This is a genomic window from Pseudomonas sp. 25 R 14, assembly GCF_900004755.1.
In the GTDB taxonomy this organism is placed as follows: domain Bacteria; phylum Pseudomonadota; class Gammaproteobacteria; order Pseudomonadales; family Pseudomonadaceae; genus Aquipseudomonas; species Aquipseudomonas brenneri.
Genome location: NZ_CVTS01000028.1, coordinates 31559 through 47555, shown reverse-complemented (window position 1 = coordinate 47555; position 15997 = coordinate 31559). Strand labels below are relative to the sequence as shown.

Annotated in this window: 13 protein-coding genes; 2 read left to right on the top strand and 11 right to left on the bottom strand. The window is 59.6% G+C overall.

The features are described from left to right. Positions 1 to 90: 90 nt before the first annotated feature. From BFQ03_RS05980 to BFQ03_RS05930, 11 genes are all read right to left on the bottom strand, one after another. Complete coding sequence (locus BFQ03_RS05980; protein WP_065942677.1) at positions 91 to 1320, bottom strand: multifunctional CCA addition/repair protein; 1230 nt, start codon at positions 1318 to 1320, stop codon at positions 91 to 93. Between the two features lie 63 nt (positions 1321 to 1383). Further along, positions 1384 to 2946: a SpoVR family protein gene (locus BFQ03_RS05975; RefSeq protein ID WP_032858548.1), complete on the bottom strand. Its 1563-nt coding sequence runs from the start codon at positions 2944 to 2946 to the stop codon at positions 1384 to 1386. Continuing rightward, complete coding sequence (locus BFQ03_RS05970; RefSeq protein ID WP_016977872.1) at positions 2943 to 4214, bottom strand: YeaH/YhbH family protein; 1272 nt, start codon at positions 4212 to 4214, stop codon at positions 2943 to 2945. The genes BFQ03_RS05975 and BFQ03_RS05970 overlap by 4 nt, the downstream gene beginning before the upstream one ends. A 137-nt stretch (positions 4215 to 4351) precedes the next feature. Next, positions 4352 to 6274: a PrkA family serine protein kinase gene (locus BFQ03_RS05965; protein ID WP_017739508.1), complete on the bottom strand. Its 1923-nt coding sequence runs from the start codon at positions 6272 to 6274 to the stop codon at positions 4352 to 4354. Between the two features lie 283 nt (positions 6275 to 6557). Further along, positions 6558 to 6887 carry a thiosulfate sulfurtransferase GlpE gene (gene glpE / locus BFQ03_RS05960; protein WP_032858547.1) on the bottom strand — a complete coding sequence of 110 codons (330 nt, stop codon included), beginning with the start codon at positions 6885 to 6887 and terminating at the stop codon, positions 6558 to 6560. A gap of 32 nt (positions 6888 to 6919) precedes the next feature. Then, a complete protein-coding gene (locus tag BFQ03_RS05955) occupies positions 6920 to 7771 on the bottom strand; it encodes a symmetrical bis(5'-nucleosyl)-tetraphosphatase (protein WP_065942676.1) in 852 nt (283 codons plus the stop codon). Next, positions 7771 to 8151, bottom strand: a complete 381-nt coding sequence (gene apaG / locus BFQ03_RS05950) for a Co2+/Mg2+ efflux protein ApaG (RefSeq protein WP_032858544.1) — start codon at positions 8149 to 8151, stop codon at positions 7771 to 7773. Before apaG ends, BFQ03_RS05955 begins: the two co-directional genes overlap by 1 nt. Before the next feature lie 137 nt (positions 8152 to 8288). Continuing rightward, positions 8289 to 9101, bottom strand: a complete 813-nt coding sequence (gene rsmA, locus BFQ03_RS05945; protein WP_065942675.1) for a 16S rRNA (adenine(1518)-N(6)/adenine(1519)-N(6))-dimethyltransferase RsmA — start codon at positions 9099 to 9101, stop codon at positions 8289 to 8291. Next, on the bottom strand, positions 9098 to 10087 hold the full coding sequence (gene pdxA, locus BFQ03_RS05940; protein WP_032858540.1) for a 4-hydroxythreonine-4-phosphate dehydrogenase PdxA: 990 nt from the start codon (positions 10085 to 10087) through the stop codon (positions 9098 to 9100). Before pdxA ends, rsmA begins: the two co-directional genes overlap by 4 nt. After that, positions 10084 to 11418: a peptidylprolyl isomerase gene (locus tag BFQ03_RS05935; protein WP_175403881.1), complete on the bottom strand. Its 1335-nt coding sequence runs from the start codon at positions 11416 to 11418 to the stop codon at positions 10084 to 10086. Before BFQ03_RS05935 ends, pdxA begins: the two co-directional genes overlap by 4 nt. Then, positions 11399 to 14170: an LPS-assembly protein LptD gene (locus tag BFQ03_RS05930; protein WP_065942673.1), complete on the bottom strand. Its 2772-nt coding sequence runs from the start codon at positions 14168 to 14170 to the stop codon at positions 11399 to 11401. The genes BFQ03_RS05935 and BFQ03_RS05930 overlap by 20 nt, the downstream gene beginning before the upstream one ends. 130 nt (positions 14171 to 14300) lie before the next feature. On the opposite strand from BFQ03_RS05930, the gene BFQ03_RS05925 reads away from it, so the two are divergent. Both BFQ03_RS05925 and murU read left to right on the top strand, forming a co-directional pair. Next, positions 14301 to 15326: an aminoglycoside phosphotransferase family protein gene (locus tag BFQ03_RS05925; RefSeq protein ID WP_065942672.1), complete on the top strand. Its 1026-nt coding sequence runs from the start codon at positions 14301 to 14303 to the stop codon at positions 15324 to 15326. Further along, positions 15323 to 15997 (top strand): N-acetylmuramate alpha-1-phosphate uridylyltransferase MurU, encoded by a 675-nt coding sequence (murU, locus tag BFQ03_RS05920; RefSeq protein ID WP_065942671.1) that lies wholly within the window; start codon positions 15323 to 15325, stop codon positions 15995 to 15997. The genes BFQ03_RS05925 and murU overlap by 4 nt, the downstream gene beginning before the upstream one ends.

Below are 15997 nucleotides of genomic sequence, written 5' to 3'. Positions count from 1 at the left end.
GAGCGAGCTTGCTCGCGAAAAACGTCAACGATAACGCGGGCGTTCAGGTTTACTGTGTCGTTCTGGCGTTTTTCGCGGGCAAGCCCGCTCCTACAGTGAATGTTGTTCTTTGTAGGTTTTCAGGGCCTTGAGCCGTTCGCGCTTGAGGGCTTCGCCCAGTTCCGGGCCCTTGAAGCCTTTCTCCAGCAGCGGCGCCACTGCAACACCTCGCGCCACCTGCGCGGCGGCCCGTAAATAATCCGCCTGTGGATAACTTCTCTGCTCAAAACCCTTGCGGCCCCGCGCGTCCATTTCGCAAGCGACGATAAACTCTTCAAAGCGCTGTGGCCGGCGGAACACGTCAAAATTCTGCAATAACTCCAGCAGCGTCGAGGCCTTGAGCTCCAGCGCCCGGTGACCGTGGGTATGGTATTCACCTACCAGCAGCGCCAGCTCCTGGCAGTCTTTCGGTGCTTTGAAGCGCTCATTGACCGCCTTGATCAGCTTCAGGCCCCTCTGTTCGTGGGCGATGTGTCGGGGCAACTTATCCACAGGCGTCAGGCCCTTGCCCAGATCATGCAGCAGGCAAGCCCAGCGCACGGTCAAGGGTTGGTCGTGCAGGGCGGCCTGCTCCAGCACGCTCAAGGTGTGAATGCCGGTATCAATTTCTGGATGGTGCGCTTCGGGTTGTGGAACGCCGAACAGCGCATCCACTTCCGGCAGCAAGGTTTTCAGGGCGTGACAGTCGCGTAGCACCTGGATAAATACTTGGGGCTGGTCTTCCATCAGCGCCCGGGAAATTTCCTTCCAGCAGCGCTCGGGTGTCAGGGCTTCCAATTCGCCGGAGTCACTGAGCTGGCGCATGAGTTCAAGAGTTTCGGGGGCGACGGTAAAACCAAGTCCGGCATAACGTGCGGCAAACCGTGCGACCCGCAGGACTCGCAAGGGATCTTCGGCGAATGCCGGGGAAACGTGACGTAAAACGCGCGCTTTAAGGTCGCGTTGGCCGTGGTACGGATCGGTCAGGTTGCCGTCGTCGTCTTCGGCCATGGCGTTGATGGTCAGGTCGCGGCGGATCAGGTCTTCTTCCAGGCTGACATCGGGGCTGGCGTGAAACACAAAGCCGCCATAACCCCGGCCGCTCTTGCGCTCGGTGCGGGCGAGGGCATATTCGTCGCCATTGCTCGGGTCAAGGAACACGGGGAAGTCAGAGCCCACAGGCTTGTAGCCCCTGGCGAGCATTTCTTCGGTGGTGGCACCTACGACGACGCGGTCGATATCGGTAACCGAGATGCCCAGCAGGCGATCACGTACCGCACCGCCGACTTTGTAAATTCGCATGAAAAAGCCTCCATTAGCCCTACAGGATAACGCCTGTGCCTGGCCAATGGAGGCAATGCTGCGTCAAAGGTGAATGACGGCCAGGTCCAGGCGGCCGTAATCGTTGTCGTTGTGTTCGTTGCGCGGTGGCACGTGGTGAGTCTTCATGACCTGATCGCCTTGCAGCGTTTCCAGATGAATATCGAACCCCCATAGCCGGTGCAAGTGCTTGAGTACCTCGTCCGTGGACTCTCCCAGGGGTTTGCGGTCATGTTGCTGGTGGCGCAGGGTCAGGGAGCGATCACCGCGCATATCGATACTGTAGATCTGCACGTTGGGCTCGCGGTTGCCCAGGTTGTACTGGGCCGCCAGGGTCTCGCGGATGGTGCGGTAACCGGCTTCGTCATGGATCGCGGGTACCAGCAGGTCGTCCTTGAGGTCGTCATCCATGATGCTGAACAGTTTGAGGTCGCGGATGACCTGGGGTGACAGGTACTGCAGGATAAAACTCTCATCCTTGAAGCTGCTCATGGCGAACTTGATGGTCGATAGCCAGTCGCTGCCGGCGATCTCCGGGAACCAGCGGCGATCCTCTTCGGTTGGGTGTTCGCACATACGCCGGATATCCCGATACATGGCAAAGCCCAGTGCATAGGGGTTGATGCCGCTGTAGTAGGGGCTGTCGAAGCCCGGCTGGAAGACCACGCTGGTATGGGAGGTGAGGAACTCCATCATGAAGCCATCAGTCACGAGCCCTTCGTCATAGAGGTCGTTCATCAGGGTGTAATGCCAGAACGTGGCCCAACCCTCGTTCATCACCTGGGTCTGGCGCTGTGGATAGAAATACTGGGCGATCTTGCGCACGATCCGCACGATTTCCCGTTGCCACGGCTCCAGCAGCGGGGCGTGTTTTTCCAGGAAGTAGAGGATGTTTTCCTGGGGTTCGACGGGGAAGCGTGCATTGTCCTTGTCGCTGTTTTTGTCGGCCCGTTTGGGAATGGTGCGCCACAGGTCGTTGATCTGTTTTTGCAGATGCTCTTCTCGATCCTTCTGCCGCAGCCGTTCTTCCTCGGCGGAAATGGGGTAGGGGCGCTTGTAGCGGTCCACCCCGTAGTTCATCAGGGCATGGCAGGAGTCGAGCAGGTCTTCCACCGCGTCGATCCCGTGGCGCTCCTCGCATTGCATGATGTACTGCTTGGCGAACACCAGGTAATCGATGATCGAGCTGGCGTCGGTCCAGGTGCGGAACAGATAGTTGCCCTTGAAAAAACTGTTGTGGCCATAGCACGCATGAGCCACAACCAGCGCCTGCATGCAGATGGTGTTTTCTTCCATCAGGTAGGCAATGCACGGGTCGGAGTTGATCACGATCTCGTAGGCCAGGCCCATCTGGCCACGTGTGTAGGACTTCTCGGTACTGAGGAAGTGTTTGCCGTAGGACCAATGGTGATAGCCCAGGGGCATGCCCACCGAGGCATACGCGTCCATCATCTGCTCGGCGGTGATCACTTCGATCTGGTTGGGATAGGTATCCAGAGCATATCCGGCCGCAATGCGGCTGATTTCCCGGTCATAGGCCTGGATCAGTTCGAAGGTCCATTCGGACCCCGTGGAAATGGGTTGGCGCTTATGCTCTTTGGCGGTCATGTCACTAACCTGCGCTGGAAGAGTTCACGGAAGACCGGATAGATATCGCCGGCCGAGACCAGTTGTTGCTGGGCGAAAGTATCGGCGAAAGCTTCACCGATGCGCTCGTATTCGAACCACAGGGCCTGGTGCTCGCGGGGGGTAATCTCCACATAAGTGTAGTACTGCACGAACGGCATGATCTGGTTGATCAGGATGTCGCGGCAGATGGGCGAGTCGTCGTTCCAGTTGTCGCCATCGGAAGCCTGGGCGGCGTAGATGTTCCATTCGTTGGCGGGATAGCGCTCAGCCATGATTTCCTGCATCAGTTTCAGCGCGCTGGAGACGATGGTGCCGCCGGTCTCCCGGGAATAGAAGAACTCTTCTTCGTCGACCTCGCGGGCACTGGTGTGATGGCGAATGAAGACGACGTCGATCTTGTCGTAGTTCCGCTTGAGAAACAGGTACAGCAGGATAAAGAAGCGCTTGGCGATGTCCTTGGTCGCCTGGGTCATCGAGCCGGAAACGTCCATCAGGCAGAACATCACCGCCTTGGAGCTGGGGTTGGGTTGCTTGACCAGCAAGTTGTATTTCAAGTCGAAGGTGTCAAGGAATGGCACGCGGTGAATACGCGCGCTGAGTTTCTCGATTTCTGCCTCGATTTCCTGGATATCGCCGAAGTTGTCCGGTTCTTCGCGCTTCAAGCGCGCCAACTCTTCCTTGGCCTCCTTGAGTTTGGCGCGACTGCTGCCCGACAGGGCGATACGCCTCGCATGGGCCGAGCGCAGGGTGCGGATGATATTGATCCGCGAGGGGTTGCCCTCGTTGCTGATGCCGGCGCGTACGGTCTTGAAGGTATCGGTGCCGGTCAGGTTGCGCTTGACCAGATTGGGCAGTTCCAGGTCCTCGAACATGAATTCGAGAAATTCTTCCTGGGTAATCTGGAATACGAACTCGTCCATGCCTTCGCCGGAGTTGCCGGCCTTGCCTGGGCCTTTACCGCCCCCGCCGCCTTGAGGACGCTGGATATGCTCGCCGGTGGTGAATTCCTTGTTTCCCGGATGAACCACAGTCTGCTTGCCGCCGCGGCCGTGATGCAGCACCGGTTCGTCGATATCACGACCGGGAATGCTGATCTGCTCGCCATGCTCCATATCGGTAATGGAACGGCGACTCACCGCCTCTTCGACGGCTTTTTTGATGTGGTCACGGTAGCGCCGCAGGAAACGCTGGCGGTTTACCGTGCTCTTGTTCTTGCCATTGAGGCGTCGGTCGATCACATAGCTCATGGTGGAGCCCTCCGGGCAGCTTCAAGTTACAAGCTTCAAGCGCCAAGCTGGAAGCTTAAAGACAAGCGGTCGGCTGCCGCAGCCAAGGCGCCCCAATCGAGGCGCCAGTAGCCTGCAGCGTGCCGCTTGTCGCTGCCTTACTGGGATTTTCTGACCCGCAGGTACCACTCGGAGAGCAGGCGTACCTGTTTGTCGGTGTAGCCGCGCTCGACCATTCGTGTGACGAAGTCGTTGTGTTTTTGCTGGTCCTCCTTACTGGCCTTGGCGTTGAAGCTGATGACCGGCAGCAGATCCTCGGTGTTGGAGAACATTTTCTTCTCGATGACCACCCGCAGCTTCTCGTAGCTGAGCCAGGTAGGGTTCTTGCCGTTGTTGTTGGCCCGGGCGCGCAACACGAAGTTGACGATTTCGTTGCGGAAATCCTTCGGATTGCTGATGCCGGCCGGCTTCTCGATCTTCTCCAGTTCCTCGTTGAGGGCCACGCGGTTGAGGATCTCGCCGGTTTCCGGGTCGCGATATTCCTGGTCCTGAATCCAGAAGTCTGCGTAAAGCACATAGCGATCGAAGATGTTCTGGCCGTATTCGCTGTAGGACTCCAGGTAAGCGGTCTGGATTTCCTTGCCGATGAACTCGATATAGCGCGGTGCCAGGTACTCCTTGAGGAAGCGCAGGTAGCGCTCGCGGGTTTCGGCCTGGAATTGCTCCTGTTCGATCTGCTGCTCCAGTACATAGAGCAGGTGCACCGGGTTGGCCGCGATCTCATGGGGGTCGAAGTTGAAGACTTTGGACAGGATCTTGAACGCGAAGCGGGTCGACAGGCCGTTCATGCCCTCATCCACGCCCGCCGTATCGCGGTACTCCTGGATCGATTTGGCCTTGGGATCGGTGTCCTTGAGGTTTTCCCCGTCGTAGACGCGCATTTTCGAGTAGATGTTCGAGTTTTCCGGCTCCTTGAGGCGCGACAGCACGGTGAACTGGGCGAGCATCTTCAGGGTGTCTGGTGCGCAATGGGCCTTGGCCAGGGAGCTGTTGAACAGCAGCTTGTCGTAAATCTTGATTTCATCGCTGACCCGCAGGCAGTACGGCACCTTGACGATATAGATCCGGTCGATGAAGGCTTCGTTGTTCTTGTTGTTGCGGAAGGTGTGCCACTCCGATTCGTTGGAGTGGGCCAGCAGGATGCCAGTGAACGGAATCGCCCCCAGGCCTTCGGTACTGTTGTAGTTGCCTTCCTGGGTCGCGGTGAGCAGTGGGTGCAGCACCTTGATCGGCGCTTTGAACATCTCCACGAATTCCATCAGGCCCTGGTTGGCCCGGCACAGCGCGCCCGAGTAGCTATAGGCATCGGCGTCGTTCTGTGGGAACTCCTCCAGTTTGCGAATATCGACCTTGCCCACCAGTGCCGAAATATCCTGGTTGTTCTCATCCCCCGGTTCGGTCTTGGCGACGCCGATCTGGTTGAGGATTGACGGATAGAGCTTCACCACCCGGAACTGGCTGATATCGCCGCCAAACTCGGCCAGGCGCTTGGTGGCCCAGGGCGACATGATGGTGTTGAGGTAGCGCCGTGGGATGCCGAAGTCTTCTTCGAGGATTGCGCCATCTTCCGTGGCGTTGAACAGGCCAAGGGGCGACTCGAACACCGGGGAGCCCTTGATCGCGTAGAACGGCACCTTTTCGATCAGTTGCTTGAGTTTTTCGGCCAGGGAAGATTTACCGCCGCCCACGGGGCCGAGCAGGTAGAGGATCTGTTTCTTCTCTTCCAGGCCTTGGGCGGCATGGCGGAAGTAGGAGACGATCTGGTCGATGCATTCTTCCATGCCATGGAAGTCTTCAAAGGCCGGGTAGCGGCGGATCACCTTGTTGGAGAATATTCGCGACAGCCGCGAGTTGTTGGAGGTGTCTACCAGCTCAGGCTCGCCAATCGCCAGTAGCAGGCGCTCGGCGGCAGATGCGTAGGTGCTGCGGTCTTTTTTGCACAGCTCAAGATACTCTTGCAGCGTGAGTTCTTCCTGCTGTGTGGACTCGAAGCGTTGTTGGAAGTGGCTAAAAATACTCATGACGTCGTCACCTCGCTCGATACGTGGAGCCGACGCCGGATCAATCAGTCGATGCTGGCAGCCAGTGGCGCTTGCCGTGGCCATTTCCCCCCAGAACACCCTGAAACGCTACCGATGACCCGCACGCCGGTGTACCGGCTCTCCCCTGTTTTGGATGGCCTGCGCTTAATGATAGTTGGGAATCCGGGAGGTCAAGGCGAGATGCCGAATTAGTTTGGGCGCACCGTTCGTCAGAAACGGCGCGAGCCCAAGCTTGACGCGGGGTAGCGGGGTTTGAAAAAAATTATTGCGAATCGCCTGTGGCAATTTCTGCAGGATAGGTCGTACGCCATAGCTCAAAGCCACCGTCCAGGCTGTAGACATCGGAGAAGCCCTGGCTGACCAGATAGGCGGCCGCGCTCTGGCTGGAGTTACCGTGATAGCAGGCGACGATCAGCGGTGCGTCGAGGTCGGCGGCACGGATGAAGTCGGCGATATTGACGTTGTCCAAATGCTTGGCCCCGCTGATGTGGGCAGCGGCGTAAGTAGGCTGGTCACGGATATCCACCACCACGGCGCCTTGCTCACGCAGGGCTTGGGCTTGTTCGGGAGGGATACGTTTGAATTCGCTCATGGCGGGCTCCTTGGGCGGGCGGCAAGCGGCGTCTAGCGCTTGGCGGCAGCCGGCAGTGTAACGGGAAGGGGAGATTCGCACTGGCAGCTCAGGCGCTCGCCGGTGTCGATGTTCATCAGGGTCATGGCGCCGCCCCAGACACAACCGGTGTCGAGGGCGAATACGCCGGGCTCGTCGCAGTGGCCTTCAAGGGCGGCCCAGTGACCGAAGATGACCTTCGTCTCACGGGTCTTGCGCTCCTTGTGGGCGAACCAGGGTTTGTAGCCGGGGAGGGCGGTTTCTGCGCCTTCCTTGCTCTTTAGGTCGAGTTTGCCTTCGGCGGTGCAAAAGCGCATGCGCGTGAAGTAGTTGGTGATGACTCGCAGGCGGGCGACGCCTGTCAGGTCGTTATCCCACTTGACCGGCTCATTGCCGTACATGCCGTCCAGATAAGTGGCGAACAGGGTGTCATCGGCCAGGGCGGCTTCGACTTCGGCGGCACATTTGAGCGCCTTCTTGAGGGTCCACTGCGGCGGGATGCCAGCATGTACCAGGGCGATATTACGACTTTCATCGTAATGCACGAGTTTCTGCCGGCGCAGCCAGTCGAGCAGCTCGGCGCGATCCGGCGCTTCGAGGATTTCGCGCAGGGTGTCGCCCTTTTTCAGACGCTCGATGTTATTGCCGGCCGCCAGCAGGTGCAGGTCATGGTTGCCCAGCACGCACACCAGGGAATCGCGTAGACGATACAGGTAGCGCAGGGTTTCCAGGGATTGCGGGCCGCGGTTGACCAAGTCGCCCACCAGCCACAGGCGATCTTTGGCTGGGTCGAAGGCTACGCGGTCAAGCAGGCATTTGAGCGGCTCCAGGCAGCCTTGCAGGTCGCCGACAGCATAGGTTGCCATCAGTGCAGGGCTCCCGGCACCGCCAGGCGGAAGGGGGCAATGATGGCGTCGAAGTGTTTGCCGTCGTCGGCAAGCATCTGGTAGCTGCCTTGCATCGTGCCGACCTTGGAGGTCATCACGGTGCCGCTGCTGTAGGTGTGGCTTGCGCCGCTGCCGATCAGTGGCTGTTGGCCGATGACGCCGGCACCGCGCACTTCCTCGACATGGCCGTCACCGTCGGTGATCACCCAGTGGCGAGACAACAGCTTGGCAGGCACCTGGCCATTGTTCTTCACCGTGACGGTGTAGGCAAAGGCATAGCGATTCTGTTCGGGTTGCGATTGTTCCGCCAGGAAGCGGGTGACGACGCTGACGTCGATCTGATAGCGAGGATCGGACATGCAAGAGGCCTTAAGAGCAAAAGCGGAGGACAGCAGATGCGGATCAGTCTAGGCCATGAGGTAGGCACTAGGCCAGACATGCTGTCTGACCTGGTGCGCTCCCGTGCAGGAGCCGGCTTGCCGGCGATGGCGGTGGGTCAGTCGACGACGGGCGCTGGCTGGATGGCTAGCTGGTCCGCCAGACGCACGAACGCGGCCAGGTCCAGTTGCTCCGGGCGCAGGCTGCCGTCGACACCGGCGGCTTCGATCTCGGCGTTGCTCAAGAGTGCCTTGAGCGTGTTGCGCAAGGTCTTGCGCCGCTGGTTGAATGCTTCGCGTACTACCCGCTCCAGCAGGCGATGATCCTTGGCCGGGTGCGGAAGGACTGCGTGCGGCACCAGGCGCACAATCGCCGAATCGACTTTTGGCGGCGGATTGAACGCGCCCGGGCCCACATTGAACAGGTGCTCGACCCGGCAGTGGTACTGAACCATGATCGACAGGCGACCCCAATCACCGCCGCCTGGGCCGGCCGCCAGGCGCTCGACCACTTCTTTCTGCAGCATGAAATGCATGTCGCGGATGATGCCTGCGTTGTTCAGCAGGTGAAAAATCAGCGGCGTGGAGATGTTATACGGCAGGTTGCCGACAACCCGCAGGCTGTGGGGGGCAGCATTGAGGCTGTTGAAGTCGAACTTCAGTGCATCGCCCTGGTGCAGGTTGAAGTTGGGCTTGCCGGCGAATTGCTGGTTGAGGATTGGAACCAGGTCTTTATCCAGCTCAATTACATCCAACTGCCCGCCGCTGTTGAGCAGGCCCTGGGTCAGTGCGCCCTGGCCCGGGCCGATTTCCAGCAGGCGGTCTTCAGGCTTGGCGTGGATGGAGCGCAGGATGCGGTCGATGACGCCGGCATCGTGCAGGAAGTTTTGCCCGAAGCGCTTGCGCGCCCGGTGTTGGTAATGCTCGGTCATATACGGGTCTCGGCCATCTGATAGGCGGTTTCCAGGGCCACGTGCAGGCTGCCGGTATCGATCTTGCCGCTGCCCGCCAAATCCAGGGCGGTGCCATGGTCGACGGAGGTGCGGATGATCGGCAGGCCTAGTGTCACGTTGACTGCGGCGCCGAAGCCTTTGTATTTCAGCACTGGCAGCCCCTGATCATGGTACATCGCCAGCACTGCATCGCAGTGCTCCAGATATTTGGGGGTAAACAGAGTGTCCGCTGGCAGTGGGCCACGCAGGTCCATGCCTTCTTGGCGCAGACGCTCCAGGGTTGGTTCGATGATGTCGATTTCTTCATGGCCCAAGTGGCCGCCTTCGCCGGCGTGGGGGTTGAGCCCGCAGACCAGGATGCGCGGTTGGGCAATGCCGAATTTTTGTTGCAGGTCGGCGTGCAGGATGCGCGTTACACGCTCCAGGCGTTCGACGGTAATGGCATCGGCAATCTCGCGCAGCGGCAGATGGGTGGTCACCAAGGCGACTCGCAAGCCGCGCGTGGCCAACATCATCACCACTTGCGCAGTGTTCGTCAGCTCGGCGAGGAATTCGGTGTGACCGGAAAAGGCGATGCCCGATTCGTTGATCACGCCTTTGTGCACAGGGGCGGTGATCATGCCAGCAAAGTCGCCGTTGATGCAGCCTTGCCCGGCACGGGTCAGGGTCTCTAGCACAAACGCCGCATTGGCCTTGTCCAGATGCCCGGCGATCACCTTGGCTTGCAGCGGGGTGTCCCACACATACAGGCTGCCCGCGGGTGCTGGCAGGTCGGGCCAGTTGCCCGGTGCGACGTCCAGCAAGTTGACCGCCACGCCCAACTGCGCGGCCCGCTCAAGGAGCAGGTCGCGGCTGGTAATGGCAATCAGGGGATGTGGCTGGGCGTGCGAGGCGAGCAGCAGGCACAGGTCTGGACCTATGCCGGCCGGCTCGCCGGGTGTCAACGCGAAACGCTGGGGTTTCACTGGGCTGCCTGGTCGGTGCCTGTCGGTTCGGCGCCAGGAAGCTTGTTTTCCACGTAGGCTTCGTCACGGATCTGACGCAACCAGGTTTGCAGCTCTTCATCGTACTTGCGGTTACGCAATACGGTCAGCGCTTGCTGCTCGCGGGCCTGGGTGGTGTTGTCGGTGGCGCGGCGGCCAAGGACTTCCAGGACATGCCAGCCGTATTGGGTCTTGAACGGCTTGGACAGCACGCCTTGCGGCGTATCGTTCATGACTTGCTGGAACTCGGGCACCAGGGCTCGTGGGTCGATCCAGTTCAGGTCGCCACCGTTGAGGGCAGAACCCGGGTCTTCCGAGAAGCTTTTGGCCAGGGTGGCGAAGTCTTCGCCGCCTTCGATGCGCTCATAGATCTTCTGCGCCAGTTCCTTGGTTTGAGCCTCGGTGCGAATCTCGCTTGGCTTGACCAGGATGTGACGGACATGCACTTCGTCCTTCAACGAAGCCTCACCGCCGCGACGTTCCAGCAACTTGAGAATGATGAAGCCGCCAGGCGTGCGCGCAGGTTGGGTGATACCACCCACTTCCATGGCGCTCAGCTCACGGTCAAACGGTGGTGGCAATTGAGCGGCTTTACGCCAGCCCATGTCACCGCCTTCAAGGGCGTTGTCGCTGCCGGACTGGGCAATGGCCATCTGGGCAAAGTCAGCACCTGCCTTGAGACGGTCATAGATCGCCTGGGTCTTGGCCGCTGCGGCGTTGAGCTGCTCGGCGTTGGCGCTGTCTGGCGTCGGGATCAGGATATTGGCCAGGCGCAGCTCTTCGGAGAGCTGCATCTTGCCCAGGTCCGAGGCCAGGAAGTTCTTCACTTCCTGCTCCGAGACCTGCACGCGTTCGGCCACACGGCGCTGGCGCACGCGGCTGATGATCATTTCGCGGCGGATCTGGTCACGGGCGTCCTCATAGGAGAGGCCATCACGAGCCAGGGCCGCACGGAACTGATCAATGCTCATGTTGTTGCGCTGAGCGATGGTGCCGACGGCCTGGTTCAGCTCTTCATCGGTGATGCGGATGCCCGAGCGGTCGCCAATCTGCAATTGCAGGTTTTCGACGATCAGGCGTTCCAGCACCTGCTGGTCCAGGACGCTGGTCGGCGGCACGCCACCGCCACGCTTGGCGATGGTTTGCTGAACTTCCTTGACCCGTTGGTCGAGTTGGCTCTGCATGATCACGTCGTTATCGACGATGGCCACTACCTTGTCCAACGGTTGCACTGCCGCGTGTGCCGCAGCAGTACCCAGGAACAGCGCGCCCAGCATCAGCGGGCGCAGACACTCAGAAAGCTTTATCTTCACGTTCACGATAACCTTGGATGCCTTTGTCGAGGAAGCTCTCTACCTTGGCGCCAGTCAGGCCGCCGAGTCCCTTGAGGACGATTTGGAGGAAGAGCCCGTGGTCGCCTTTTTCGTTCTGCGGGGCGATCTGGGTGTATTCGTCGTTGGAAACCCAATAACGGTTGATCACACGCAGTTTCCAGCAGCAGTTGTCGTATTCGAAACCACCGAAGGCTTCCAGGGTACGGTTGCGTGCATAGTCATACTGCCAGCGGGTAATCAGGTTCCATTGTGGAACGATCGGCCACATCATCGAGAAGTCGTGTTGCTGGATTTTGTAGTAATCCTTCTCGAAGCCTGGTTGCCCTTCGGTACCGAAATCACCACCAAACTGCCATTTGCCGGTCAACTGGTTGTAGACCACCTGGTCATTGCGATAGCGATAACCAACGTTGATAACCTTGTTCGGGTTGTCTTCTGGCTGGTAGTGGAACATCGCGCTACCGGAGCGTGGGGAGTGCTCCTCGGTGTCCCAGTTGTAGTCGGCTGTCGCGCGCCAGTCGCGGTTGAACCGGAACTCGTAGTCCAGTGCGATTGGCGAGACGTCTGACCGCGAATCCGCACGGTCGGCGGCCACGATGCCAGGCAGTTGCACTTCACGATCCTTGAAGTACAGGGCCTGACCGACGGAAACGCGCTGACGCTCAAAGCCGTTTTCTTCGATCCAGCGGCTGGTTACGCCCAGGGACAGTTTGTTTTCGTCGCCGATCCGGTCAGAACCCGAGAAGCGGTTGTCGCGAAAGAGCGAGCTGTAGCTGAACGAGGTTTCGCTGGTATCGAACACAGGGATATCGTCCTGATCTTTCTCCGGAACATAGAGATAGAACAGGCGCGGCTCCAGGGTCTGGTTGTAGTCTTTGCCGAACCACTGGGTGCTGCGGTCAAAGAATAGCCCGCTGTCGACGCTGGCGATTGGTATGGAGCGATCTTGAGAACTCTTGAACTTCTGGCCAGCAGCCAGTTGCGACTTGCCGGTACTGTCAAGATCAAGATCGTACTTGGTGTAGGCATACTTGAGCTTCGGTGTAATGAAACCGTAGCTCCAGTTCATCGGTCGCGAAACACTTGGCGCTACATTCAACCGTGTCCCGTTGGCACGGGTCAGGCCGGTGACGTAGGTATCAAGGCGTCGGGACGGTACGCCATCCTTGTCAGTAAAGTCCCCAGTCTCAAGATCCCGGTCAAACCTTACCGCTTCGGTGTCATACGCAAAGTTCAGACCGCCCGGATGGTAGGGCAGCGAACCATTGAAGGTGATCTGCGGCAGACGGTTATACGGCGTAATCTGGGAAATCGTCGCCAACTTATACGCTTGCAAGTTCAGTCGCGCATTGTAGTTGTCACCGCGATAGTTGACCGCACCTTGCTGATTAAGCGCATCACGCCGCTCAACACCAATCTGATCAGTCTGCAGATCCTGGAAGTAGTACGGGTCGCTGATGTCGGTGTAGTCGACTTCAGTCATGACGCGCGAATCCAGGCCGCCCTTGTGCTGCCAGTTGAGCATCCAGCGGGTTTTCTCGAAATCCGTCTGCTTGCTGCGTTCGTCGTTGTCGTCGTTCAGGTAAGCACCGCCGACCTGACCTTCGCTGGACTTGGTGAGGTAGCGGAATTCGCCTTCCATCAGCAAGCCACGCTTGGTCATGTAGCGCGGATACAACGTGGCATCGTAGTTCGGCGCCAGGTTGAAGTAGTAAGGCGTCACCAGCGTAAAGCCACTTTCCCCGCCCGAACTGAAGCTCGGCGGCAGGAAGCCGGACTGACGACGATCGTCAATCGGGAAGTAGATGTACGGGGTGTACAGGATCGGTATGTTCTTGACCCGCAACGTCGCGTTGGTCGCCGTACCGAAGCCGGTGGCCGGGTTCAACGTGATGTTGTTGCCGCGCAGTTGCCAGGCATTGCTGTCCGGCTCGCAGGTGGTGTACGTACCGTCCTTGAGACGGATGATCGCGTTTTCGGCACGCTTGGCGTACAGCGCGTTACCGCGGATGCGCGATTTGTGCATCACGTATTCGGCGTTGTCGATCTGCGCGGCGCCGGTGTCCAACTGGACTTGGGCATGGTCGCCGACGATCAGCGCGCCATTGTCGCGCAGGCGGACGTTGCCGTTCAGCTCGCCACGGTTTTCAGCTTGGTACAGGCTGGCCTCTTCGGCCTCGACCTGCATGCTGCCCTGGCGCATGACCACGTCACCGGCCAGGGTGGCCACTTGGGTTTCCTGCTCGTAACGAGAGGCCTTGGCACCAATGAAGGTCGGTGCGTCGCTCTTGTTCGTCTTGTCGTTCATGCCAGGACGGATCGGCTCGATGTACGCACCGGCGCAATAAGGACCGGTTTCGGCCAGTTGCGCGGCGGTGAGGTTTTCCCGAGGGACCCAGTCCAGGTGGCTGTAGTCGGCGCTGCGCGAACGCAGGCCACGGCCCTTGGATTCGGTGACCAGCTTGGTCTGCGGCACGGCTTCGGCACCTGCAGCTTCGCCTTGCGGCGTGCTGTTGGCCGAGCTGACGGCACTGCCGTCATGCACCGGACGCGGTGGCAAAGGGGCTGCGCTGGCTTTCGGCGCGCAATCCCAGGCACCCGAAGCAGAGACTGAGCAGTCATACTGTTCCGCGGCGACCACGAATGAGGTGGCGAAGGGTTGCATGGCCAGCAGACTGCCGGTTACCAGCAACGGAAATTTTCTACGAAACGCGGGGGATTTCAATGCCATCTTATTAGTCCGGGCTTCCTGCGTGCCATCTGCCCGCGGTGTGGGCCGCACGCCTCTCGATGGTCTGAAAAAGATGGGTGATAATAAAGCATGACCCGCTTGACGGCTAGCGCCGTCGGAGACCCTTGTAATGCCCGACCAAGATCTACGTTTGCAACACCTGAAAGTCTGGCTTGATCAGCAGTTACCTATCCTTTTTGCGACTCAGGGTTGGGGTGCCGTGCCCCCGGCCACATTGACCGGGGCCAGCAGCGACGCGAGTTTCAGGCGGTACTTCCGCTGGGAGGGCGAGGGCCGCACATTCATTGTGATGGACGCTCCGCCCCCCCAGGAAAACTGCAAACCTTTCGTCGATATCGCTCGAATGCTGGCGAAATCAGACATAAATGTTCCGCAAATATATGCAGAAGATTTGTCCCAGGGCTTTCTTTTGCTTAACGACCTTGGCCAAAAAACCTATTTGGATGTGATTGACGGCGAAAATGCCGATCAATTGTTTGCCGATGCCATCGACGCGCTGCTGGCTTTCCAGCAATTGCCGATGGACGCCGGGTTGCCCAGCTATGACGTGGCATTGTTGCGCCGCGAACTTGAGCTGTTTCCCGAGTGGTACGTGCGCCGGCACCTGGGCATCGAGCTTGACGAGCAGCAACTGGCCCTGTGGCAACGGGTCAGCCAATTGTTGATCGACAGCGCCCTGGCCCAGCCCAAGGTCTTGGTGCATCGCGACTATATGCCGCGCAACCTGATGATCAGCGCCCCGAACCCTGGCGTGCTGGACTTCCAGGATGCGGTCTACGGCCCCGTCACTTATGACATCACCTGCCTGTTCAAGGACGCCTTCCTCAGTTGGCCCCAGGCGCGGGTGCGTGAATGGCAGCGCGGCTATTGGCAGCGTGCCGGCCAATTGGGCATCCCGGTACAGGCGGATGTTGAAGACTTCCTGCGTGCCAGCGACTTGATGGGGGTGCAGCGTCACCTCAAGGTCATCGGTATCTTCGCGCGTATCTGCCACCGTGATGGCAAGCCCCGCTACCTGGCGGACGTGCCGCGCTTCTTTGCTTATATAGAAGCGGTGTTGGTGGATCGCCCGGAGCTGGCTGAATTGGGCGAGTTGCTGGCCAGCCTGCGCCAACCGGCCGAGGCCCACGCATGAAGGCCATGATCCTCGCAGCAGGCAAGGGCGAGCGGATGCGCCCGCTGACCTTGCACACCCCCAAGCCACTGGTCCAGGCCGGTGGCAAGCGCCTGATCGAGTATCACCTGGAGGCGCTGGCGAAAGCGGGATTCACCGATATCGTCATCAACCATGCCTGGTTGGGCCAGCAAATCGAGAGTTACTTGGGGGACGGTGCGCAATTTGGCCTGCGGATCCGCTATTCCCCGGAAGGCGAGCCCCTGGAAACCGGCGGCGGGATTTTCCAGGCCTTGCCCTTGCTGGGCGACGAGCCGTTCCTGGTGGTCAATGGCGATATCTGGACCGACTACGACTTTGCCCGCCTCAAGCAGCCCCCAAGCGGCCTGGCGCATCTGGTGATGGTCGACAACCCGGCGCATCACCCCAGCGGTGGCGATTTCTATATCAAGGACGGTTTGCTTCATGATGCCGCGCCCGGTGCCGATAACCTGACCTTCAGTGGTATTTCGGTGCTGCATCCCAAACTGTTCGCGGGTTGCAGTGCCGGTGCCTTCAAGCTGGCGCCGTTGTTGCGCACAGCGATGGCTCAAGGCTTGGTCACGGGGGAACACATGGATGGACGCTGGATTGACGTCGGTACGCTGGAGCGCCTGGCGCAGGTCGAACACCTGCTGACCGTGGGCCAGTAA

What these genes read in the sequence shown, in the direction of transcription:
- BFQ03_RS05980 (WP_065942677.1), bottom strand. Translation starts at nt 1,320, where the DNA reads ATGCGAATTTACAAAGTCGGCGGTGCGGTACGTGATCGCCTGCTGGGC.
- BFQ03_RS05975 (WP_032858548.1), bottom strand. Translation starts at nt 2,946, where the DNA reads ATGACCGCCAAAGAGCATAAGCGCCAACCCATTTCCACGGGGTCCGAA.
- BFQ03_RS05970 (WP_016977872.1), bottom strand. Translation starts at nt 4,214, where the DNA reads ATGAGCTATGTGATCGACCGACGCCTCAATGGCAAGAACAAGAGCACG.
- BFQ03_RS05965 (WP_017739508.1), bottom strand. Translation starts at nt 6,274, where the DNA reads ATGAGTATTTTTAGCCACTTCCAACAACGCTTCGAGTCCACACAGCAG.
- glpE (WP_032858547.1), bottom strand. Translation starts at nt 6,887, where the DNA reads ATGAGCGAATTCAAACGTATCCCTCCCGAACAAGCCCAAGCCCTGCGT.
- BFQ03_RS05955 (WP_065942676.1), bottom strand. Translation starts at nt 7,771, where the DNA reads ATGGCAACCTATGCTGTCGGCGACCTGCAAGGCTGCCTGGAGCCGCTC.
- apaG (WP_032858544.1), bottom strand. Translation starts at nt 8,151, where the DNA reads ATGTCCGATCCTCGCTATCAGATCGACGTCAGCGTCGTCACCCGCTTC.
- rsmA (WP_065942675.1), bottom strand. Translation starts at nt 9,101, where the DNA reads ATGACCGAGCATTACCAACACCGGGCGCGCAAGCGCTTCGGGCAAAAC.
- BFQ03_RS05930 (WP_065942673.1), bottom strand. Translation starts at nt 14,170, where the DNA reads ATGGCATTGAAATCCCCCGCGTTTCGTAGAAAATTTCCGTTGCTGGTA.
- BFQ03_RS05925 (WP_065942672.1), top strand. Translation starts at nt 14,301, where the DNA reads ATGCCCGACCAAGATCTACGTTTGCAACACCTGAAAGTCTGGCTTGAT.
- murU (WP_065942671.1), top strand. Translation starts at nt 15,323, where the DNA reads ATGAAGGCCATGATCCTCGCAGCAGGCAAGGGCGAGCGGATGCGCCCG.